15 protein-coding genes are annotated in these 23,217 nt (G+C 34.2%); 14 read left to right on the forward strand and 1 reads right to left on the reverse strand.

Annotated features, from left to right (window positions below; all coding sequences use genetic code 11):
* Window positions 1-13: 13 nt before the first annotated feature.
* The gene (locus DRF58_RS07415; protein WP_245955378.1) at window positions 14-3,619 is read right to left on the reverse strand and encodes an MMPL family transporter; all 3,606 of its coding nucleotides are present in this window, start codon (window positions 3,617-3,619) and stop codon (window positions 14-16) included.
* Window positions 3,620-3,920: 301 nt separating this feature from the next.
* On the opposite strand from DRF58_RS07415, the gene topA reads away from it, so the two are divergent.
* The 14 genes from topA (at window position 3,921) to DRF58_RS07485 (ending at window position 23,171) form a co-directional block, all read left to right on the forward strand.
* On the forward strand, window positions 3,921-6,479 hold the full coding sequence (gene topA / locus DRF58_RS07420; protein ID WP_116034274.1) for a type I DNA topoisomerase: 2,559 nt from the start codon (window positions 3,921-3,923) through the stop codon (window positions 6,477-6,479).
* A gap of 181 nt (window positions 6,480-6,660) precedes the next feature.
* Window positions 6,661-8,010 (forward strand): hypothetical protein, encoded by a 1,350-nt coding sequence (locus tag DRF58_RS07425; protein WP_116034276.1) that lies wholly within the window; start codon window positions 6,661-6,663, stop codon window positions 8,008-8,010.
* Between the two features lie 187 nt (window positions 8,011-8,197).
* Complete coding sequence (locus tag DRF58_RS07430; RefSeq protein ID WP_157966716.1) at window positions 8,198-9,277, forward strand: EpsG family protein; 1,080 nt, start codon at window positions 8,198-8,200, stop codon at window positions 9,275-9,277.
* An 8-nt stretch (window positions 9,278-9,285) separates the two neighbouring features.
* On the forward strand, window positions 9,286-10,851 hold the full coding sequence (locus DRF58_RS07435; protein ID WP_123902382.1) for an EpsG family protein: 1,566 nt from the start codon (window positions 9,286-9,288) through the stop codon (window positions 10,849-10,851).
* A gap of 63 nt (window positions 10,852-10,914) precedes the next feature.
* The gene (locus DRF58_RS07440) at window positions 10,915-11,985 is read left to right on the forward strand and encodes a formimidoylglutamase (protein WP_116034280.1); all 1,071 of its coding nucleotides are present in this window, start codon (window positions 10,915-10,917) and stop codon (window positions 11,983-11,985) included.
* A 124-nt stretch (window positions 11,986-12,109) separates the two neighbouring features.
* Window positions 12,110-13,114: a glycosyltransferase family 2 protein gene (locus DRF58_RS07445; RefSeq protein WP_116034282.1), complete on the forward strand. Its 1,005-nt coding sequence runs from the start codon at window positions 12,110-12,112 to the stop codon at window positions 13,112-13,114.
* Between the two features lie 30 nt (window positions 13,115-13,144).
* Entirely contained in the window at window positions 13,145-14,251 is a 1,107-nt protein-coding gene (locus DRF58_RS07450) for a glycosyltransferase family 4 protein (RefSeq protein WP_116034283.1), read from the forward strand.
* A gap of 29 nt (window positions 14,252-14,280) precedes the next feature.
* Entirely contained in the window at window positions 14,281-15,159 is an 879-nt protein-coding gene (locus DRF58_RS07455; protein ID WP_116034285.1) for a polysaccharide biosynthesis/export family protein, read from the forward strand.
* Window positions 15,159-17,669 (forward strand): exopolysaccharide transport family protein, encoded by a 2,511-nt coding sequence (locus DRF58_RS07460; RefSeq protein WP_116034287.1) that lies wholly within the window; start codon window positions 15,159-15,161, stop codon window positions 17,667-17,669. The genes DRF58_RS07455 and DRF58_RS07460 overlap by 1 nt, the downstream gene beginning before the upstream one ends.
* 181 nt (window positions 17,670-17,850) lie before the next feature.
* Window positions 17,851-18,648: a type IX secretion system protein PorG gene (gene porG / locus DRF58_RS07465; protein ID WP_116034328.1), complete on the forward strand. Its 798-nt coding sequence runs from the start codon at window positions 17,851-17,853 to the stop codon at window positions 18,646-18,648.
* 5 nt (window positions 18,649-18,653) lie between these two features.
* Window positions 18,654-19,400, forward strand: a complete 747-nt coding sequence (locus tag DRF58_RS07470) for an isoprenyl transferase (RefSeq protein ID WP_116034288.1) — start codon at window positions 18,654-18,656, stop codon at window positions 19,398-19,400.
* A 32-nt stretch (window positions 19,401-19,432) separates the two neighbouring features.
* Window positions 19,433-21,967: a BamA/OMP85 family outer membrane protein gene (locus DRF58_RS07475; protein ID WP_116034290.1), complete on the forward strand. Its 2,535-nt coding sequence runs from the start codon at window positions 19,433-19,435 to the stop codon at window positions 21,965-21,967.
* 22 nt (window positions 21,968-21,989) lie between these two features.
* Window positions 21,990-22,631 carry an OmpH family outer membrane protein gene (locus DRF58_RS07480; protein WP_116034291.1) on the forward strand — a complete coding sequence of 214 codons (642 nt, stop codon included), beginning with the start codon at window positions 21,990-21,992 and terminating at the stop codon, window positions 22,629-22,631.
* A gap of 39 nt (window positions 22,632-22,670) precedes the next feature.
* The gene (locus DRF58_RS07485) at window positions 22,671-23,171 is read left to right on the forward strand and encodes an OmpH family outer membrane protein (RefSeq protein WP_116034293.1); all 501 of its coding nucleotides are present in this window, start codon (window positions 22,671-22,673) and stop codon (window positions 23,169-23,171) included.
* The last annotated feature ends 46 nt before the right edge of the window (window positions 23,172-23,217 follow it).

The raw sequence follows: 23,217 nt of genomic DNA on the forward strand, positions 1-23,217 counted from the left end.
TTTAGCCCTTATTCTAATTCTTTTTGTAAACTTTTATACTACTTGAGTCAAATATTAATGAATAATTCTCATTAGAAAACAATAAAGCTTTTGTTCTTAATAAAATAACAGTTTCCGGAGTAACAGTAATTTCTGAAAGATTAAAGTTGTCATCAGAAATCAATAAAACGTCTAGGTTTTTTTTATTTTCAGAAAATTCGTTGATATAATGGATTTTTCTTCTTTTAACAAGATAATTTTGTTTAGCAATTTGTCTTTTTTCTTCGTTTTCAATCAGGCTGAAAATTTTTCTGCCAGCTTGTTGAAGTGTCAACAAAACATCTTTTTGCCCAAAATCATCTGCGATATGCATGATTGTTGCATCTTTTGCGATGTGATTGTTTAGTTCGAGATAAATTGAATTGTTTTCATTAAAATCTTTCTTGATTTCTTTTACCACTTCATTCTCTTTGTAAAGGAAACTTAAGAGTAATTTTTTTCTGAAATAATTTTCGTCCTCAATTTTAGTTCTCAGTTTGGCAAATTCGTTTCTGAAATTAGCATTAATGTTTTTCGCTCTTTCTTTATAAGTTGTTCCAAATGTCAAATCATCTTTGCTGATTCTGTCACCAACTTTCACAATGATATTACCATCATAAATAATAAAGTCTCCTTTCGGCAAAACCTCAGAATTCCCGTGAATATAAAGCGGTAATATATCCAAACCAAATTCCTCAGCCAAATAAAACGCTCCTTTGTGAAAACGTTTGATATTATTGTCGTAAGATCTTTCGGCTTCCGGAAAAACAACCAATGAGTAGCCTTGGTCGATTTTTTCTTTCAATTTTTCCATCCCGTTTTCGATGCCTTGAGAAACTGGGAAGAATCCCAGAGCTCTTACCAGTTTTCCAAAAACAGGAGAATTCCAAACCCAATCGTTCACCAAATAAACAATCTTGTGTGTCGCCATTGCAATTGCCAAAGTGTCGAGAAAAGATGTGTGATTGGCAATGATAATGGCTGGTTTGCTAAAATCTTCCTTCGGATTTGAAATGATTCTTTTCTTAACAAATGGATTTCCGTAAAGTACAGATTTCATAAACTTAGCCAGAACCAATTTGATGAAGTCCAAAGTTTTTCCTTTTGCATTTTTTACAAAAACGCTTCCAAATGCGGAGAATATCAACCCGCCCAAACCATAATAAATAAACAGAATTACAGAATGTAAAAACAGTCTCAAAGTAATTGGAGAAAGTCCTTTTTTTTGTCGATTGATAATTAAAAATCTAAACCAGAACGGATATAAAGTAGAAGTAATCACAATCACGGAAAACATCCCAATTAATGCAACCAAAGCCAAAGAATGTAAAGCCGGATGTTTGGCGAAAATCAAAGAACCAATGGAAAGAATAGTTGTGAAAACTGCCAAGATGATGGAGGTTCTGTAAGTCGGAAGTTCATTTTTACCCGTCGTATGTTCTTTTTGCATCGCTTGCGTGAGGAAAATACTGAAGTCATCGCCAACGCCAAAAACCAATGTGCAAACTACTGTACTGAAGATGTTTAACTCCAATCCGAAAAGGTAAAGTAAACCTGCAGTCACAACTCCCGTTAAAACAATTGGAAACATTGTGAGCAAAGACAATTCGAAGTTTCTAAAGAAAACGATAATCGTTAATATAATCGCTAGAAGAGAATAATTAATCAACGTATTGAAATCATTTTTCAACAAGCCAAGAAAATTTTCATTCATCTGTTGACGGTCGATTGCCAAAGCTTCGTGATTTTTTTCGACATCTTTGATGAACGCATCTCGCTTCTTTTCATCTACTTTTACCACATTCGAAACGGTGTAAAAACCATTATCGTTGCTCAGAAATTCTGAGATTTGAAGCGCTTTTATTTTTTCGTAATCTTTTAAACTTAAAGTGGAATACGATTTATTTAAATTTTCATTGAATTGGTCAAAAGCAGAAGCATTGAAACCAAATTTGTTCCCATTCTGAACCAACTCAGAAATGGTCTCATTTTTCTTGTCTTGATTCCAGAAGTTGTTCCATTTTTCAACCTTTTTTTGTTGGTCTTCTTTCGATAAAACAACATTTCCAAGAGAATTGTAGCTCAGGATTTTCCCTTCCTGTTTTTCTTTTTCCAAAAACTGACTTAGTTTAGAATTTCTCGCCAAAGCTTCACTTTCCGAGTTTCCGTAAGAAATCGTGTAAATCGATTTGGAAGTAATGTCCGATAATTTCTCAAGTTTCGCTTCACTGATTTTCAAATCTTTCGGAATGTAATTCAAATCACCAATATCTTCATTGAAACCAACTTTATTAAAACCAAAAAGACAAGCGAAGATAATCACCGAACAAATGATAATCAAAGGTTTGTTCTTTTCGTAAGGATATGACCCAATTTTATCGATGAAATTGTTATTGACTTCTTTCTGTTTTTTCTTCGGATTGTATAATTGAGGAACAATAATCAACGCAGAAATAGAGGATAAAATAACTGTGATTGCCGCAAAAAGACCCAAGTCTTTCAAAGCTTCCGAGCGTACAAAAACCAAACATAAAAACGAAACTGCCGTTGTCGCGCTACTCAGAATAATCGGTTGAGTGATTTCTTTGTAAAGCTCTTCAATATTGTTGTTGTGTTTGTAATGCGTCAAAATATGAAGCGCATAATCAATCGTAATTCCAATGAGAATAGCTCCAACGCTGAGGGAAATTGCCGAGATTTTGTCCTTAATAAAATACAAAGCCAACAACGCCAGAAATACTGAAAAAACAGTCGGCAGAAAAACAATCAGAGGTGTGAAAATATTTCTAAAATAATAAATCAAAATCAGCAAAAGAAGCGACATCGAAATAATCACGGTATTCTGAATGTCTTTTTTGATTTGTTGCGCATTGGCAACGGCAATCACCGGTGAACCGAAATAGCTGATTTCCGTTTTGCCTTTGAATTGCGTGTTTAGATTATCTTTTATTTCATTGAGCTGATTGACGAAAATTTCGTTGTTTTTGGTATCGTTGCTTTTATTTTTTGGTTCGATGAAAAGCAGGAGATTTTTCCCGTCTTTGGTAACAATGTAGCTGTCTTCCAGCTTGAAATCTTTGCTGATATTAAGAGCATTCAGTTTTTTGATTCCGAGGAAAGTAATTCCAAGAGGATCCTTTTTGATAAATTCTTTTGTGACCAAACTTGTAGGCGAAACCAAAGAAACATAATTGCTTTCAATTTGTTTTGCAATGCTGTCTTTGTTGAGTTTTCTGTCGATTTCCTTATAATCGCTCTCATCCAGAAACAAAGGAAGATTCTGATTCACAAAATCAAAAGTTTCGGAAATTTCGTTGTCATTTACCTTTCCTTGAACCGAACCGATGTATTGTTTTAAAGGTTCAATTTTATTTAAAAAAGTATCTGCGGTTTCTGACAGCTGGAAGTTGTCGTCTTTCGATTTATTTTCAATGATGACGATAATTTTGTCTGAAAAGTTTAATTGTTTCAGAACTTTCGCGGTCAAATCAGACTTGTCGTTTTTCGGAATAATCTGATTAATGTCTTCTTCAAAATTAATTTTCGAAGCAAAAAACCCGCAAATGACAAGTATTCCCAAAGCCGTAGCAATGGAAATCAATCGGTTTTTTGAAATTAAATAATATAAATAAATGAAAAAGCGATGCATTTTGAAAATTATCCTGCACTATTTCGCAGTCTTTTGGAGTTTTATAGTTTTTGGTTTGTTCAACTTGTTCATTTTCAGTGTTTAAAAACTGATGTTTTTTCAAAGTTGAGTCTGCGAATTTAATAAAAAAAGTTAATATTTTGTTAAAGGAATAATTAAGAAATCAATAATATATATAAGGTATAGACAATAGAAATTATTTCTAAAATGGTTTGTAATAAAAAAACTCCTACTTTTGCAAAAATTTTTCTAGATGCCAAAAAATTTAGTAATTGTCGAGTCTCCGGCAAAAGCAAAAACAATTCAGAAATATTTAGGGTCAGATTTCGAGGTTAAGTCCAGCTTCGGACACATCCGTGATCTGCCTAAAAAAGGAATGGGAATCGACTTGTCGAACTTCACACCTGAGTATGAAGTTTCTGCTGATAAAAAGAAGTTGGTTGCAGAACTGAAAGCTTCTGTTAAGAAAGCCGATTTGGTTTGGCTGGCTTCCGATGAGGACCGCGAGGGAGAAGCGATTGCTTGGCATTTGGCTGAAGAATTAAAATTAAAACCTGAAAACAGAAAAAGAATTGTTTTCCACGAGATTACAAAAAATGCTATTCTAAAAGCGATTGAAAATCCTAGAGATATCGATCAGAATTTGGTCAACGCTCAACAGGCAAGACGAGTTTTGGATAGAATCGTAGGTTTCGAGATGTCGCCGGTTCTTTGGAAAAAAGTGAAAACAGGTCTTTCTGCAGGACGTGTTCAGTCCGTGGCTGTGAGATTGGTTGTTGAAAGAGAAAAAGAAATCCGTGAGTTTGTTCCGAAACCAAGTTTCAAACTGGAAGGGATTTTTCTTAATAATGCTCAACAAGAGATTTTAGCTAAACTTAAAAAAGATTTTGATAAAGAATCTGATGCAGAGAATTTCCTTAATCTGGCAAAAACAACAGAATTCAAAGTTCTGAATGTTGAGACCAAACCTGGATCTCGTACAGCTTCTGCTCCGTTCACCACTTCAACTTTGCAACAGGAAGCTTCTTCCAGATTGGGTTATGGTGTAACAACGACAATGCGTCTGGCACAAAGACTTTACGAAGAAGGATTCATCACGTATATGAGAACCGATTCCGTGAATCTTTCTCAAGAAGCAATCAATGGTGCAAAAGCGCAGATTATTTCAGAATATGGTGAAAATTATTCTAAGCCAAGAAATTATACTACCAAATCATCTTCCGCTCAGGAAGCGCACGAAGCAATTCGTCCGACAGATTTTTCTGTGAAATCTATCGGGGATGTTCAGTTGAATAAATTATATCAATTGATTTACAGAAGAACTTTAGCTTCTCAAATGGAAAATGCGAAAATCGAAAAAACAGTTATCGAGATTGGAAATGCAAAATTGCCACAACATTTTGAAGCGCAAGGAGAGGTTATTGTTTTCGATGGTTTCCTAAAAGCTTACGGCATCGTGAAAACTGAGGATGACGATGATGAAAACAACGAAAAATTGTTACCGAAAGTTTCAGTTGGTGAAGCTTTAGACTATAAAAAAATTACAGCTACAGAGAAATTCACGAGACCATCTGCAAGATTTACCGAAGCTGGTTTGGTGAAGAAATTGGAAGAGTTAGGGATTGGTCGTCCATCGACTTATGCGCCGACTATCCAAACGATTCAGAATCGTGAATATGTAGATAAAAGAGAAATCGAACCTCAAAAAAGAGAAGTGGTGAAAATGACACTCGGAAAAACGGGTGTCAAAAAAGAAATTCTTGAAGAGAAATTCGGTGGTGATAAAAATAAGTTTGTTCCAACCGATATTGGTGAAGTTGTCAACGATTTCTTGATCAATAACTTTGCTGAGATTCTTGATTATGGTTTCACTGCAAGAGTAGAAGAAGGTTTTGACCACATTGCCAACGGCGACCAAAAGTGGAAAGAAATGATGACGGATTTCTACTCCAAATTCCATCCAAGAATTGAAGATGTTGAGGAGAATGCAGACCGTGCAAATGGCGAAAGAATCCTGGGCGTAGATCCGAAAACAGGTAAAAATGTTCACGCAAGAATCGGAAGGTTTGGACCGATGATTCAGATTGGAGAGCAGGATGATGAAGAGAAACCGACATTTGCATCATTGATGGCGAACCAGAATATTGCAACCATTACTTTGGAAGAAGCTTTGGAGTTGTTCAAACTGCCTTTTGATCTTAAAGAAGTTGACGGTCAGCCAGTTTCTGTGGGTGTTGGTAGATTTGGACCTTATGTAAAATGGGGCGAAACTTACATCAGTATTCCGAAAGGGGAAGATCCGCTGTCTGTAGATCAAAACCGTGCAGAGGAAATCATTAATGAAAAGAAAGTAGCCGATGCGCCAATCGCTAATTATAAAGGAGAGCCTGTAACTAAAGGAACAGGAAGATTTGGACCTTTTATCAAGTACAAAAGTATCTTCATCAACGTTCCGAAACGTTATGATTTTGATAACCTTTCTCAAAGCGACATCAACGAGTTGGTGGAAGCTAAACTGGAGAAAGAGGCCAACCGATACATCCAGCAATGGGAAGCCGAGAAAATCTCTATCGAGAATGCAAGATGGGGACCTATCGTAAAACACGGCAAGAACATCTACAAAATCCCGAAAAAGAAAGATGATTCTAAATACGAGGCAGACGAGCTGAAAGATGTTTCTCTGGATGAGGTGAAAAAATGGATCACCGCACAAGACCCGAAAGCCTTTGCTGAGAAAAAGAAACCAGCCGCTAAGAAAGCAACTACTGCTAAAAAGCCTGCTGCGAAAAAAGCACCGGCAAAGAAAAAGTAATCAATATATTTGATAAAAAATTAACCCTTTCAGAGTTTCAAACTCTGAAAGGGTTTTTTTGAGGATTAGTTGTTGACTTCAACCTTGCGAAATAGAAAAAAATGTTATCATCAAAAAATAGTCAGCAATCTGAAGTTTTATTAATATTTTTGCCTTTAAAACCAAGAAAACACATTTCCTGATGGGAGAAAAATTACAATGGACAGATCTTAAAAACTTTCCTTGGATGGTTTTTTTCTTAGCAATCGTCATTTGGGTAGCGATTGCCGGTGCTAATTTCTATTATCAAAGTCAAGGCGGTTATACAGGGACAGGTATTTTGTTCCCGATTTCTGTCATCTATCCCAATCAGTTTTTGTGGAGCGGATTTGTTTTCGCATTTCTATTTTTGATTTCAGGGATTTTTGCTTTCAAACATGTAGAGAGACTCAATGTTTATCTATTGTTTTTAATCTCAATTCTTTTGGTTGTCTTAGGAAATATGAGTCAAGGGAATTTTGATACGGCTTTTCTGCAACCGTTTTATCTGAAAGGACGACAGTATTATGCCGATGCCATCAATATTACCGATGGACAGGTTTGGTTAAGGGATTTTTCCAAGAATCTGGAGTATTTTCAGATGCATACCAAGACACATCCGCCATTTGTGACACTTCTTCATTTTTGGATTCTGAATATTTCTAATATAGAAACCTTAGCCATTGTGTTTTTTGCGATAGGCTGTTTATCCTTTCCATTGTTTTATCAGATTTTGGTTTATCTCGGCTTCGAAGAGACAAGAAGAAAATGGCTATTGGTTTTATTTGCTGTGATTCCTTCCGTTAATATTTATCTTTTGGTCTCCATTGATGCCTTGGTTCTGACATCAACTTTGATTTTTCTATTAGGATTGACGAGGATATTTCATCAAAACAAAATTGATATTGTTTCATTTCTGTTGATTTGTTTTGGATTAATTTTAACCAACTTGATTACATTCTCAGGATTATTTCTATTTGCATTTTTAGCTTGTTTCAGTTTCTATTTTTTAATCCGAGGGAAATGGAATTTTGTTTGGTTAACTCTGATGAGCACTGTTGTGTTTGCTTTGGCTTTTCTGGTAATTTATGCAAGGACAGGTTATAATCAATTAGAAACATTTCTACTAGCCTCACACTCAGAAAATCCGGATGGTTTTAGATTGTTTCATCAGCCATTTGTTTATCTAATGACAAGGTTAGAAGACATTGGAGAGATTTTTCTGTTCTTGTCTTTTGGATTTTTAGCCCTCTTATTTTCTAAGAAACCAGGAACCGAAGTTTTTGAAAACCGAAATGTCAATATTCTGTTTTTCTCCGCAATTGCAGCTATCTCCGCAATGCTTTTGACAGGTGCTTACGGAACTGGGGAAACGGCGAGGGCATGTTTGTTTTTGGTGCCTTACTTCATGATTTTATTGAAAGATATTAATTCTAATCAGTTCAAAATTTTATTTTATCTCTGCCTTATTCAGACATTTGGGATGCAGATGATTGGGAATTTTTATTGGTAATTTATGAGAAAAATTATTCTGAATGATTTAACAGTACTAATTCATAAAAAAACTGAATGAGAGCATCTTCATTTTTATTCATATTAATAAAACCAGCATTTTTAATACATTTACAATCTTAAATTTTTTTTATAAATAAATGCCGATTCTTCACCCCGCTTTTACAATACTTCTTATAATACTGATTTTGTTCAGTTTTCATGAGGTATATGGCAATGAAGATAAAAAAACATCTTTAGGCATTTGGATTGTTGCGATTATAATGATTGTGCTATCAGGATTGCGAGGGAATGTGGGGGCAGACTATCCAATTTATAGATCTTTTTACTTGACGTATTTTCCAACCATAGAGTACTCTGAGCTGATAGATAAAATGCTGATGCGGAAAAGCGACTTGGAAATAGAATGGATGTATGTGATGCTGAATAAGTTTGTCTTGTCATTTGGAGGTCCTTTCCAGTCTTTTACATTTGTAAGCGCGTGCATAACGCTCGGGTTGAAACTTTGGACATTTAGGAAAGATTCTCCATATCCGATTTTTTCTGCATTGTTATTGTTTATTCCAGGATATTTTATTGCAGATAGTGGACATATGAGGCAGGCGCTTGGGATGTCTATGTGTATTCTTTCATATCAATTTATCAAAGAAAGAAAGTTATTCTGGTACTTGCTTTGTCTTTACGTTGCTTACGGTTTTCACAAATCTGCAATTATCTTTTTACCCGCTTATTGGTTGGTATTGATTCCGCTGAATGCTAATAGGATTTTCTATGCCATTATTACATGCGTCATCCTTTCTCCTTTTCAGATATACAAATTGTTTTCGGGTTTTTTAGGAAGTCTTAATCTTCAGGATGTTTCCAATGGATATAATGGCTATATCGGCTACGAAGACAAAGCATCTAGTTTTATGGATGGAACAATGATTCTTAACTCTTTTTTGTTGATTGTATATGATAAAATGGTCTGTAAAAGAGTTTGGTATTATGAGTACTTGAGGAATATTTTAGTTTTTGGAGTGTGCCTCTATTTTATTTTCCGAGAGAATCCAGTATTTTCAACAAGATTGGTTGGGGTATATATAGGATTTGCAGCTTTGGTAATTCCTAATATTATCTCTGGAATAGATAAACCCAACGTCAAGAGATTTTGGCATTTGTTTTTTGTCTGCTTTATGATTTTTTATTATTTTGTTTTTGCAAGTTATCAGGGACTTGCGGGAAGGTTTACGCCAGATACTTATAAGAATTTCCTTTGGAGTTATTAATTAAAGCGATGAAAAAAAATATAGTACTTTTAATATTATTTTTAATTCTTGGATTGTTGATTTTCTACAATATCCAAGTGGTTGTAGATTTTGCGGGACAATATATTTATCCTTTGGATGATGCTTACATTCACCTTTCTATGGCGAAGAATTTTGCGGAATTTCAGACTTGGGGCATCACACAATATGAGTTTTCTTCCACCACATCTTCTCCGCTATTCACATTTTTGTTAGCGATTTTGATTAAAGTTTTTGGAAACTGGGAATACATTCCTTTGATTGCTAATAGTATCGCAGGAATTGGATTAATATTAATTTTTCACAGATATCTCAAGCAATTTTCTCAATCAACTTATATCATCATATTATCGTCTGTAGTTTTGCTAATGCCATTGCATCTGATGATTATGACAGGAATGGAGCATGTTTTCCATAGCTTGGCGATGATTTTGGTTTTACTCCAATTTCAAAAATATCTTGAAGATAAAGCCCCAAGAAATTTCTTGAATCTCGCTTTGTTTTCAATTATCGCAGTAGGTTTCAGATATGAAAGTTTGTTTTTTATCTTCTTCATTTGCGTTTATCTTTTCTTTGCTAAGAAAGATTATGTTATCAGTATTGCTTTAGGATTATTTGCTATCACGCCAGTTTTGGTTTATGGTTGGATTTCTATTGAGCACGGCTCATTTTTCTTGCCTAATTCTTTAATTCTAAAAGGAAATACCAATGACGGAATTGTCGGATTCTTAACAAGAGTGGCAGGAAATGCTTATCGTGGGATTTCTGTTTTGATATTGATTTTAATATTATTAATTCAGATTTTCAAAAACTCAAAAAACCAAAAATCCTCAAACTCTCAGACTCCCCAAGTTCCCAAAAATGCCATTCCGTTTGTCGTGTTTTGTGGATTTGTGGTTCACCTTTTGTTTGCTAATTTCGGTTGGCTGATTCGTTATGAATCTTATCTTGTTGTCGTGATTTTATTTGCGATTATTCCTTTTGTGGATGAGGTTTTTCAGGGAAATGCTACCAACAAAATTCTAAAATTCGGAACTGTTTTTCTTTTGTTGATTACATGTTATATAAGATTTGGGACAACATTGAAACAACAGAAAATTGCTTCCAAAAATATCTTTGACCAGCAGATTCAATTGGCGGATTTTCTTCATCAATATTACAGAAACTCAAGAGTTGTTGCCAATGATATTGGTGCGATTACTTATTTTAATAACATTCATCTTTTGGACACTTACGGTTTGGGAAGTATCGACGTGGCAAAATTGAGAAAGGACGATCATGGAAAGTTTCTGGATAATAAAAACCTTCAGGATTATGTTGCTGAAACTGCAAAAAATGAAATGTTTGATTTGGCTTTGGTTTTTGATGAATGGGTAAAAATGCCAGATTATTTTACCAAAGTTGGAACGCTGACGATTCAGAATAATTACATATGTGGAGGAACTACGGTTTCTTTTTATGCTGTGCAAAAAGAAAATACGCTTAGACTTAAGAATCAACTGATTCAATTTTCTAAGGAAACACCAAAAGATGTTATTGTAAAAATTGTAAAATAAAATTGAAACGCAAAGTCGCAAGATTTTTTAAGAAAATTCCGTCTTTGTGATAAAAAATAAATTATGGAATTCGAAGACTTTATTATTGCTCCCAGAAAAATTAGGACAGAAAAATGGCAAATTGGAGACAGAATCATCAATGAAATAAAAGAAGATAGCATTGTTCTCCTTTTTGTTTCAGATTACAGAGGTGCTGATGGAGATGCAGAAAGTCAGGATTTTACAGGCATCAGAAAAGAGTTTTACAAATTATCTCAACTCGATTTTGAGATTCCGATTGTGGATTTGGGCGATTTGGTTTCCGGAAGAACGCCTCAGGATTCTCATTATATTTTGCAGGAAGTTCTCTCGGCTTGTCATTACAAAGGCGCAATTCCTGTGATTGTTGGCGGAAGCAATGATTTTGCTTTTTCATTGTTTTCTGCGCTCAATTTTCATCAGCAAGACATCAATTATACTCAAATCAGCAATGTTGTTTCTCTGAAGCAGGAAGAAGAAATCCACGAATCCAATTTTCTAAGTAAAATATTAGGTTCCAAAAACTTCTCGATAAAAAACTATCATCATCTTGGTTATCAGAAACATTTGAACGAAATGGATTCTGTGAAACTTATCAAAGAAGTCCAGTTTGATATTATCAGATTGGCTGAAATGATGAATTCTACAGAGAAAACAGAACCTTATTTCCGAAAAGCTGATTTGGTAACCATTAATTGTGATGCAGTTGAAAGTTTTGCCGAGGCTTTTTCTATGAATCCTCAAGTCAATGGACTCAACAGAAGAGAAATTTGTGCTTATATGAAAGAAATCGGGTTGAGTGAAAAACTGAAATCTGTTGGGATTTTCAATTACAATATCTATTCTGATTCTCAGCTCAATCATCAGCTTTTGGCTCAAATGATTTGGTATTTGATAGAAGGAATTAATATTCAAAAATCGCATCCGAAAGAGAAATCTTATGAGACTTTTTATGTTTTGATTAATGATTCTCAGTATGCTTTTAAAAGAGAGGTTTTCAGCAATCTTTGGTATTTTGGAGAGGATGAGAATATTGATAATTGTATCCCTTGTTCTCGCTCTGATTTTGATGAAGCTAAAAGAGGTTTTCTAAGTCCGAGATTTACAAGAAATTAATAAAAACCACATAGACATATAGCAAATAATATTTTAAAAAGTAAAAATAGGCTTATCAAAATCTATTTGTCCTTAAGTTTTTCAAGAAACGATGTGCCTATGTTGTTAAAAATTCAAAATAGAAATGACTCCAATTTCTGACATTAAAGTTTCAATCATTGTTCCGGTTTATAATGTTGAATTATATCTGGAAAAATGTCTGCTGTCATTAGTCAATCAAACGTTGCAAGACATCGAAATTCTTGTGGTGAACGACGGAAGCAAAGACCAATCTCAAAAAATTATTGAGAATTTTCAGCAAAAATATCCCAACAAAATTTTTGGTTTCATCAAGGAAAATGGAGGCTTGAGCGATGCCAGAAATTTCGGAATAGATAAAGCAAAAGGTCAATATCTCGGTTTTGTAGACAGCGATGATTATGTTTCCGCAACGATGTTTGAAGAGATGTACAATCTGGCTGAAAAACACAATGCTCAAATGGCGATTTGTAATCTTCAAAAAGTTGATGAAAATGGAAATGTGACTCAGAAACTGACTCAGGTTCCCAACTTTCCTGAGAAAATTATTCTCGAAAACAATCTTTCCGTTTTTTCTGATATTTCTTATTTTGCTTGTAATAAATTATTTAAGAAAGAATTGTTTCAAGATAAAAGATTCAAAAAAGGAATTCATTTTGAAGATATTGAACTGATTCCGCAGTTGTTGCTTGAGTGCGAAACCTTAGCATTTACACCCAATTATCATTATCAATATCTGGAAAGGCAGGATTCTATCAGTAAAAGTCATACAACAAAAGGTCTTGATATTTTGAACGCTGTGAAAACTGTGAGTGAAAAATTTAATCAAAGCAGATTTTCAAATCAGAAAAAAGCTTTGAAGGATTTTCAAATTTTGGAAGGCGTTTATACTTTTTTGGCTTATCTGGCATTTGTAAAAGATGAGACTGATTTTTACAATATGTCGAAAAAAATGGATAACTTTATTGAAACTAACGGTCTAAAGACTAAAGATATATTCCAATATAAGCGGTTTGGTAAGAATTATCTATTATCTTTGTCTACAAGAAAAAAAATTTATTACATCCTAAGCTTGTTAAGATTTAGGAAGATTGTCAGGATATTGACATGAAAAAATAACAATATAAGCTAAAAACACAGAATGAATAATTTCGAAACTTTTATAGAAAGTACCGGAATCTCTTTTTTTTATTTTAAGCTGTTGCTAGGTTTTTTCTTTTCTTTTTTGATAACGTACTTAGCAATACCTACAATTATAAAAATATCCAGAAGAAAAAATCTGATGGATGAGCCTGGAGCTAGAAGTTCACATCTTAGGAAAATTCCAAATCTTGGAGGTATTGCGATATTCTTTTCTTTAGGCGTCTGTGCTCCCATATTTGCATACGAATTATTCGACCGCTATAAGTTTCTGTTTGCCTCATTCATAATCTTGTTTTTTGTTGGCGTAATGGATGATATTATGGTTCTAAGAGCTTATAAAAAGCTTTTGGCTCAGATTCTAGTTTCTGCATTGTTGGTTATAGGTTCTGATGTTCGTATTAGAAGTCTTTTCGGATTGTTTGGTGTTTATGAAATTAATTATTATGTGAGTATTTTGTTCAGTATTCTTACATTTATAATTCTTATTAATGCTTTTAATTTGATTGATGGGATTGATGGGCTTGCAGGTAGTTACTCTGTAGTTACAAGTGCATTATTTGGGGTTAGTTTTTTTAGATTGGGTAATCATAATGATCCCCTTGTTATTTTGTGTGCTATTATTATAGCGGCATCTTTAGGTTTTCTAATTTATAACTTGTCTAATAAAAGAAGCTCAAAAATCTTTATGGGAGATACTGGATCTATGATTTTAGGATTTTTACTAGCTTTTACAGGGATTTCATTTATAGAAATTTTTATTGCAAAAAGAGATGACGTTTTTTATCATTTGCAATCTGCTCCTGTTATAGCAGTTGCGATCTTGATTTTACCAATTATTGATACACTTACTGTTATTATAACAAGGATTTATCATAAAAAGTCGATTTTATCTCCAGATAAAAATCATATCCATCACAAATTACTTAACCTTGGGCTAACCCATAAACGTTCAACGGCTTATATCATAGCTTACTTTTTATTAATTGTCACTGTGGCTTATTTTCTAAGGCATTTTGATATTAACCTATTATTAGTTTTTATTATGATTTTAGGCTTTTTAGGGGCTTATTTGCCAATATTGTTACTGAAATTCAAAAAAGATTAAAATTGTTATATTGTTGAAAAAAAACATTCATGAAGAATCGATATTTATTTAATATATTTTTATTACTCATTCTATTGGGTTTGTCATCTTGTGTTACAAAGAAAGATATTCGTTATCTACAACCTAGTGAGAGTCTTACTATTAATGAAGAGGGATTGGTTCCTTATAATGTTCCAGAATATAGAGTTACAAAAGGTGATATCCTAACCCTTAATGTTGTTACAACTCCTAAAGGGGATGCCGCTCAATTTTATTCTTCTCTTAATACTTCGTCATTAGGTGCTGGAGCAACTACTCAACAAAACGTAGCGGGTGGAGCTCAAGCAGGAGGAGCTCAGGGAGGAAATGGAACAGGAGGTAATGCTACATTTTATTTTAATGGTTTGAAGGTGGATTCTAATGGAGATGTTAATATTTTTGGAATTGGATATATCAAGGCAGAAGGACGAACCGTGGAGGATATGACCAAAGAGATACAAACGCGTGTTAACGAGAATTTTTTACAAGGAAAGTCCGAAGTTAGACTTAACTTGGACGGCATTAGATATTATATATTAGGAGATATGGAAACCATTGGTGTGACAGGTGAAAAAACAGCTTATGTTACCCAGCTCAACATTATGCAAGCTCTTGCGATGAACGGTGGATTAAACCGTACAGTAGATAGAAAAAGTGTAACCATTCATAGAAAATATCCGGAAGGTATCAAGACTGCAAAATTGGATCTTACACGAGAAGATGCTATGAACTCACCTTACTATTGGTTGCAAAATGGAGATATTATCTATCTGAATACTAATGGTAAGAGCATCAATGGATTTGGAAAAGAGCCGGTTCAGACTTTAACAACAGGTGTATCTCTTATTACAACAGCTTTGTCTATCTATTTATTAATTAATAATTTATAATGATTCCTGATAAAAACGGAAAAAGTACGCAAGACACGGCTCAAGTTGCTGAAAAAATGGGTTCATTCAATTTGTTTGATCCGCTTCATTTTGTGCAAAGAGTTCTTCGTAACTGGTATTGGTTTGTGATTTTGGGCTTTTTAGGATATTGCATTTCATATGTCTATAGCAAGTACTACGCCCAAAGGATATATTCTTCTAGTCTTTCATTAAGTATATCCAATAATACAGCGAGCTATTTTACGCCCAATCAATCCATTAATTTTATTTGGGGACAAGGCGGAAACCAAGATGGTGTCTATCTGAAAAAAATATTACTATCTAGAAGTCATAATGAATATCTAGTAAAAAAGCTAAATCTTAATACGAATTATACTACCAAAGGTCTTATCAAAACAACCTATCTTGACGAGGAAGATAGTCCGGTTTTTCTTGAAATAGATAAGGACCATTTACAGCAAGTTAATTTCCCAATCAATATTATCCCTAAGGGAAAAGATCGTTATGAAATTACCTTGCCGGAAGAAGGTTTATCGAGAAATCTTTACAATTATAATACAGAGTCAATAGAAACGGTTGCTTCTTATCCCAGACCAAATCCAAAAGTTATAAAAGTTAATGAATGGTATGAAACGCCTAATCTGAAATTTAAATTAGTACCTAATCCAACACCTAGTAATTTGGGATTGGAAAACATAATGGTGACTTTGATACCTGTGAATCAGGCTGTGAATAGTATTATAGGAACTCTTTCTGTAGATTTTGACAAGGAATTGACCTCTATTATGGTTATTAGTAAATCTGGATATAATCTTAACGGAACAGTTAATTTTCTAAATAGCTCTGTACAAGAATTGATCAAAAAAAGATTGTTAGATCAGAATACGGTTGATCAAAATACCGTAGAATATCTTAGTGAGAATCTTACCACCATCAGAAAAAAACTAGACTCTAGTGGTGTTGTACTCAATAACCTAAAAATCAATAATCGCCTATTCGATATGGCTAATATCGATTCTAAAACTTTACAAAAGCTCACAGATTTAGAAACTCAGAAGGCAGAATTGACAATGAAAATTAATTCGTTAAATGAAATTAGAAATTCTGTTGGAACCAATAATATTGAGAAGATTATTAGTTTAAATTTAGCTGGAATAGAGGATGGAACTTTTAATGCTTCTGTCTCAGAATTAAAACAATTGTACGCAAAACGTAGAGAATTGGCACAAGTATATACGCCTAATTCCGAACCAATGCGTGAAATAAACCGATTGATAAACGAGGCTAAATATACTTCGCAAGACGGATTGAAAAAATATTTTCAAGGTTATTACGATAGATTAACTGATTTGAATACTAACATTGCCAAAATTGATGAAGAGCTGATTACCCTTCCAGAGAAGCAACGTTTGTTCTTGGATGCCCAGAGAGGATATGACATTATAGAAAGCACCTACAATACACTCTTGTCTGAACAAGCAAAATCCCAGATGAGAGTAGCAACCAATCAAAGTAATCTGAATGTTATAGACAAAGCAAAAAATCTTGGTCAGGGACCAATTGCTCCAGACGTTAATGCGACTAAAATTCAAATTATAGGAGGTCTCTTGTTTATTCCACTTTTGTTTTTAGTATTAGGGGAGTTATTAGATAACAAAATAAGGAATCTTAAAGAGTTGCTGTCCGCAACTAGGATACCTCTCCTTGGTGTTATTGGACATAATAATAACGACAATAACCTGACGGTGTTGGAAGAGCCAAAGTCTTCGATATCAGAAGCTTTTAGGGCGGTTAGGGCTAACTTACGATTTTTATTTGACGAGGAGCAAAAAAGTAAAGTTATCCTTATAACATCATCCATTAGTGGAGAAGGAAAAACTTATGTTTCCATTAATATAGCTTCAGTTTTAGGTCTTAGTGGGAAAAAAGCAGTTCTGCTAGGGATGGATCTTAGAAAACCGAAAATTTTTGGAGATTTTAAAATTAATAATAAAAATGGAATTTCTAATTATCTTACAGGGCAGGTAGAATTGGAGGATATCATTAATCATACCAGTATACCAGGGTTGGATGTTATTACTTCCGGGCCAATTCCTCCTAACCCATCAGAGTTATTGATGAGTGATCATAATATGAAATTCATAGATAGGTTAAAAGACGTCTATGAGTATGTTATTATTGATTCGCCTCCGGTGGGATTGGTAGCGGATTCATTTGAACTAATTAAAAAAGCTGATACAACAATTTATGTCGTTCGTCACGAATATACGGAGAAGCATATGTTGAGAATGATTAGTGAGAAATATTTTAATAAGGAAATTTCAAACTTAGGTTTGGTTTATAATGATTTTGTTGTGAAGCAAGGTTATGGCTACGGCTATGGTTTTGGCTACGGTTATGGTTACGGCTATGGCTATGGTTACGGCTATTTTGACGAGGACAAAAACTATAAAGAACCCACAATTATCAAAATTCGAAACAAGTTGAAAATGTTTTTTAACAGAAATTAAAAGCGATTACAAAGGTGTTTTATTGTTTTTTTGTAGAATATTTTGCGGATATGTTCGTTTTTATAACAAGAAATTATATTTTTTTGACCTTATTTAACTTATCATTAAGAAGTTTCTTAAACTAAAAATGTTTTATATTTGCACCAAATTTTTTAATAAAAGACGCACCAGTATCTTGAAAATGAAGAAAAAACTAACTTATACCCTTGTCGTTATTTTTTGTGTTCTCAGTTTTGCTAATGCGCAAAGGCATGAGATTGGGGTACAATTAGGTGTTAGTAATTTGGTGGGCGATATTGGAAAACCCAATTATATTTTGCAAAAACCCTTACGAAATATTTCAGAAAATGGCTTGCCGTTTTACGGGGGATTGCTTTATAGGATGAATTTCAATCCGTATCAAACCGTTAGGCTTAATCTAGGATATAACCATATCCAGTTTGACGATCGTGTTGCAAAAGAAAACTACAGAAGAATGAGGAAATTGCATGGTACAAACTCTATAGTTTCCGCAGATTTACTTTTCGAGTACAACTTTCTACCAGTCAATGATGAGCAGGTAAGTATGCTAAGCCCTTACATTTTTGGAGGTGTTTCGGGAATGTACATGAACGCTTCAAAGCCAGAACTTACGATCAATTCTGCGACAGATGTAGAAGTGAGTTACAAACAAAACAAAAGTTTTACGATGGCAATACCATTTGGGGTAGGATTAAAATATAAATTTAATTACAACTGGGCACTTTCCGGTGAGTTTACATTTAGACCAACCTTCTCGGATCAAGTAGATTATAGTTTCTTAGAAGAAAAAGATGTTACAGTAAATAGTACTAACCTAGATGAGAGTCAAACAGCAGCTATTGTTCAAGGTTTTATCCAGCAAAGAAATATAGGGAATCCAAATTCAAAAGATTGGGTTAACTCTGCTACACTTATTTTGTCTTATTCATTTGGAAGACCGCCTTGCTATTGTAAATAATACTTATGGACAATTTGAAGAAACTTATAAATAAAGACAACTTACCCCAACATGTTGCTGTTATCATGGATGGTAATGGACGGTGGGCAAAATCTAGAGGAGAAGAGCGAACTTATGGACATAAGAATGCCATTAATGCTGTTCGTAATGTTATCAATGCATGTAACGAGATCCATATCCCTTACCTCACACTTTACACTTTTTCATCAGAAAACTGGAACAGACCAAAAGAAGAAGTAGATACGCTGATGAATCTTCTTTCAGAAACATTATTGCTGGAAGCGGAAGAGATATTTTCCAAAGGATTGAGGATGCATGTTGTAGGTGATGTTAATCAATTGCCAGAATTGGTAAGAGACCAATTACTAAATGTAATAGAACTTACAAAAGATAATAAAAATGGTAACTTGATTCTTGCACTTAATTATGGATCACAAAAAGAAATTTTGAAAGCCGTAAAAGAAATCAGCCAAGAAGTAAAAGAAGGAAAAATAGATACAGATGATATTGATGAAAAATGCTTTGAAAATCATCTCTATACCAAAGATTTTCCAACAGTCGATTTAATGATTAGAACCAGTGGAGAAGTCAGAATTAGTAATTTTCTGCTTTGGCAGATTGCTTATGCAGAACTTCAGTTTTTAGACGTACTTTGGCCAGATTTTACAAAGGATACGTTTTTTCAATGCATTTTAGATTATCAAAATAAAGAAAGAAGATACGGAAAGACAAGCGAACAGCTTCTTTCATAATATATTTAGAAAAGAGAACAACTTCAATAAGAATGAGATTAAGAATTATACCCATTATTATGTTAACAGCTTCCGCGTATTTCCACGCTCAAGTTGTTCCACAGGGTAACGATGCAGAAAACACAGAACTTGCTGCAAACCAAAATCAAGAATATGTTCTGAAAGATATCGTCGTAGACGGTGTCAAAAGATACACGCCAGCTCAGATTTTGCGTTTCACAGGTCTAGTGAAAGGAGAGAAGTTAGAGATTCCCGGGCAACGAGTTAGCAACGCTATCAAAAAACTTTGGGAAACCCAATCTTTTTCTAAGGTTGAGGTCTATATCCAGGATGTGGAAGGGCAAAACGTTGTTCTTCAATTCTCGTTACAAGATCTTAAAGAATTAGGAGAAGTTAAATTTACAGGTAAAGGAATTGGAAAATCCAAAAATGAAAAACTCATCAAGGAGAACAATTTGAAACCTGGTACAAAGATTAATAATAATCTAGTTTCTAATTTGCAAAACAAAATTCCACAGGAATATATTGCAAAAGGATTTGCTGATGCCAAGATTTCTATACAGGAAAAAGCTAACGGAGGTGATGCCAACTTGGTAGACTGGACAATAGAAGTTTCAAAAGGTAAGAAAGTTAAAATCGATAAAATCGAGTTTGATGGAAATACGAGTATCTCCGATGCAAAACTTAGAAAAAAAGGGTTCAAAGATACAAAGCAGAAAAGATTCATTCTTGGAATCTTGAAGTCTTCTAAGTTTGTTCAAGACAAATATGATGAAGACAAGAAAAACTTGATTAGTTACTACAACTCTTTGGGCTTCCGTGATGCGACTATTGTTTCTGATTCTGTTACAAGAAATGAGAAAGGATATAACATTAATGTAAAACTTAACGAAGGTAAAAAGTATTATATCGGAGACATCAACTTCATTGGTAATACAACATTTACAACAGAGTTTTTACAGAGAGTTTTAGGATATAAAACGGGTGATATCTATGATGCTGTAGGATTCAACAAAAAAGTTGGAGAAGATGGAGGTAAAGAAGATGATTCTGATATCAAGTCCATCTATATGAATAATGGATTCCTTTTTTCTAATGTAACACCGATAGAAAAATCTATCAAAGGTGATTCTATTAATTTAGAGATTAGAATCAATGAAGGGGAAAAAGCAACTTGGAACCGTGTAAGTTGGTCTGGTAACGTTACCACTCATGATCACGTCATCTTAAGAGCACTTAGAACAAAACCAGGAGCATTATTTGCAAAATCAGATATCAAAAGAACTTATTTTGAATTGGCTGGGATGCAGTTCTTTGATCCACAGCAGATTGGTACAGATGTGAAGCCAAATCCACAAGACAATACAGTTAATATGCACTGGACGCTTGTAGAAAAAGGATCTTCACAAGTACAGTTACAAGCTGGTTACGGTGGTGGATCTTTTATTGGAACACTTGGCTTGACGTTTAATAACTTCTCTTTGAAGAATTTTTTGAAATTTAAAGATTTCAAACCTGTTCCTCAAGGTGATGGGCAAACATTGTCACTTCAGGCACAAGCTGGACAATACTTTACCAATTATGGGATTTCTTTCGTAGAACCATGGGTTTTTGGGACTAGACCTACTTCTTTAAGTGTAGGTTTGAACTACTCTAGAGTCAACTATGATGATTCAACTGGGGATCAAAAGATGAACATCTTCTCTGCAAGTGTAGGATTAACGAGATCTCTTAAGTGGCCAGATGATTACTTCTCTCTTTACACAGGGATCCAGTACCAGAGTTATGACTTTAGCAACTATCCATTCTATTTTGGTGATGCATTAGAATATTATGGAAATACCAAGTCTTTCAGTTTCAATATCGGGTTGAGCAGAAACTCTGCCGGGTTGGACCCCGTGTTCCCAACTTACGGATCTAATATAGAAGCTTCTTTGAAATTTACACCACCATATTCTTGGTTTAGTAACAAAGATTATTCTACGATGAGCACTTTGGAAAAGTACAAATGGATGGAATTCTACAAAGTGAAATTAAAAGCTGATTTTTATAACGAGGTTATTGGAAAATTAGTTCTTAGAACAACTGGTGAAATGGGATTCTTGAACGGCTATAGCAAAGAACTAGGACCACCACCTTTCGAAAGATATTACGTTGGTGGTGTAGGATTGTTCAATGGTAGATATGATGGTAGAGAACTAGTGCCACTTAGAGGTTACGAAAATGCTTCTTCCACAGGTTTTAGCTCATCTTCTACATATGATATTACGCCTTATGGAGGGGCAACCATTTATAACAGATTCGCGGCAGAGCTTAGATATCCAATTTCGATGAATCAAACGGCAAAAATCTTTGTTTTGTCATTTGTGGAAGCTGGTAACGCTTGGAATAGTTATGGAACATATAATCCATTTAAATTGAAAAGATCTGCTGGTCTTGGTATTAGAGTATCGATGTCAGCATTCGGGTTAATCGGATTTGATTTCGCTTATGGATTTGATAAAACTCTAGGAAGTTCAGAACCTTCAGGATGGCAACAACACTTCTTGATGAATCAACCATTATAAAATAATTTTTTATTTTTACGCAATGAAAAAAATAGCTTTAATTGTCACAATTCTTTTTACCGCTACTCAACTCACTGCACAAAAGATTGGCGTTGTAGATACCAATTATGTTTTGAGCAAATTGCCTCAGTACAAAGAGGCAGAAGCTAGACTTAATACACAAATTGCACAATGGCAAAATGATCTTCAGAGATTACAGACCGAATACGAAAGAAAAAGGGAAGCTTTTGAAAACGAAAAAGTACTGCTTATTGGCGATCAATTAAAGTTAAGAGAAAAAGAAGTTACCGACCTAGAGGCCAATATTAGAAATACAATTGGAGGGAGATTTGGAACCAATGGAGAGGTTAATCAATTAAGATCCAATCTTACAAAACCTTTTCAAGATCAGATTTGGAATGCTATCAAAACAGTTTCTACCAAAAACAATCTGGGCATAGTTCTTGATAAAAGCAACAACATTAGTGTCATCTTTTTAGATAAAAGATATGATTATACCGAGGCTGTTCTTAATCTCTTGGGAAAAACGCTTCCAAAAACCGATGAGCCTAGAAACAATGTAAGACCCGGCGTTAATAGTAGAGGTACAAATAACAGCAAAAGAGGTAGTGCTATACAAAAAAAAGCAAGATCTGTTGAGGCAACTCAAATGAGGGCAGAATAAAATTAAATTAAATATAAATTATAAACATAACTTTTTAAAATGAACAAATTAAATGTATTATTAGTAGCCGTTGTAATGATTTTTGCAACTGGATTTGCAAACGCTCAGAAGATTGCTTCTGTTGATATAAATGCAATTTTTACTTCTATGCCAGAAATGAAAGCGCTTGATACTCAGTTGCAAGCTTTGCAAACTTCAAAACAAGGAGAATTAGAAAAGCAAGGGAAGTCTCTTCAAGATTTGATGGCAAAGTATCAGAAAGAGGCAGCTACACAAACGCCGGCTATCAATGAGCAAAGAAGCCAAGAGGTTCAAAAACTTCAAGATAACCTTCAGCAACTTTATGCTGCAGCACAGAAAGATATCGCTGAAAAAAGAGATGCAGGACTAGCACCAATTGAGAAAAAAATCAATGATGCTATTTCAAAAGTTTCAAAAGCAGCAGGTTACGAGTGGACTTTCGATGCTTCTAGCCCAGCTCTTTTATACAAAGCAGGTGCAGATGCAACTCCAGCTGTTAAGAAAGAATTAGGTCTTTAATATTAAGACAATAAAATAATGAAAACCGCTCTTTTTACGGAGCGGT

Source organism: Epilithonimonas hispanica (assembly GCF_003385395.1).
In the GTDB taxonomy this organism is placed as follows: domain Bacteria; phylum Bacteroidota; class Bacteroidia; order Flavobacteriales; family Weeksellaceae; genus Epilithonimonas; species Epilithonimonas hispanica.

What these genes read in the sequence shown, in the direction of transcription:
- topA (WP_116034274.1), top strand. Translation starts at nt 3,921, where the DNA reads ATGCCAAAAAATTTAGTAATTGTCGAGTCTCCGGCAAAAGCAAAAACA.
- DRF58_RS07425 (WP_116034276.1), top strand. Translation starts at nt 6,661, where the DNA reads ATGGGAGAAAAATTACAATGGACAGATCTTAAAAACTTTCCTTGGATG.
- DRF58_RS07435 (WP_123902382.1), top strand. Translation starts at nt 9,286, where the DNA reads ATGAAAAAAAATATAGTACTTTTAATATTATTTTTAATTCTTGGATTG.
- DRF58_RS07440 (WP_116034280.1), top strand. Translation starts at nt 10,915, where the DNA reads ATGGAATTCGAAGACTTTATTATTGCTCCCAGAAAAATTAGGACAGAA.
- DRF58_RS07445 (WP_116034282.1), top strand. Translation starts at nt 12,110, where the DNA reads ATGACTCCAATTTCTGACATTAAAGTTTCAATCATTGTTCCGGTTTAT.
- DRF58_RS07450 (WP_116034283.1), top strand. Translation starts at nt 13,145, where the DNA reads ATGAATAATTTCGAAACTTTTATAGAAAGTACCGGAATCTCTTTTTTT.
- DRF58_RS07455 (WP_116034285.1), top strand. Translation starts at nt 14,281, where the DNA reads ATGAAGAATCGATATTTATTTAATATATTTTTATTACTCATTCTATTG.
- DRF58_RS07460 (WP_116034287.1), top strand. Translation starts at nt 15,159, where the DNA reads ATGATTCCTGATAAAAACGGAAAAAGTACGCAAGACACGGCTCAAGTT.
- porG (WP_116034328.1), top strand. Translation starts at nt 17,851, where the DNA reads ATGAAGAAAAAACTAACTTATACCCTTGTCGTTATTTTTTGTGTTCTC.
- DRF58_RS07470 (WP_116034288.1), top strand. Translation starts at nt 18,654, where the DNA reads ATGGACAATTTGAAGAAACTTATAAATAAAGACAACTTACCCCAACAT.
- DRF58_RS07475 (WP_116034290.1), top strand. Translation starts at nt 19,433, where the DNA reads ATGAGATTAAGAATTATACCCATTATTATGTTAACAGCTTCCGCGTAT.
- DRF58_RS07480 (WP_116034291.1), top strand. Translation starts at nt 21,990, where the DNA reads ATGAAAAAAATAGCTTTAATTGTCACAATTCTTTTTACCGCTACTCAA.
- DRF58_RS07485 (WP_116034293.1), top strand. Translation starts at nt 22,671, where the DNA reads ATGAACAAATTAAATGTATTATTAGTAGCCGTTGTAATGATTTTTGCA.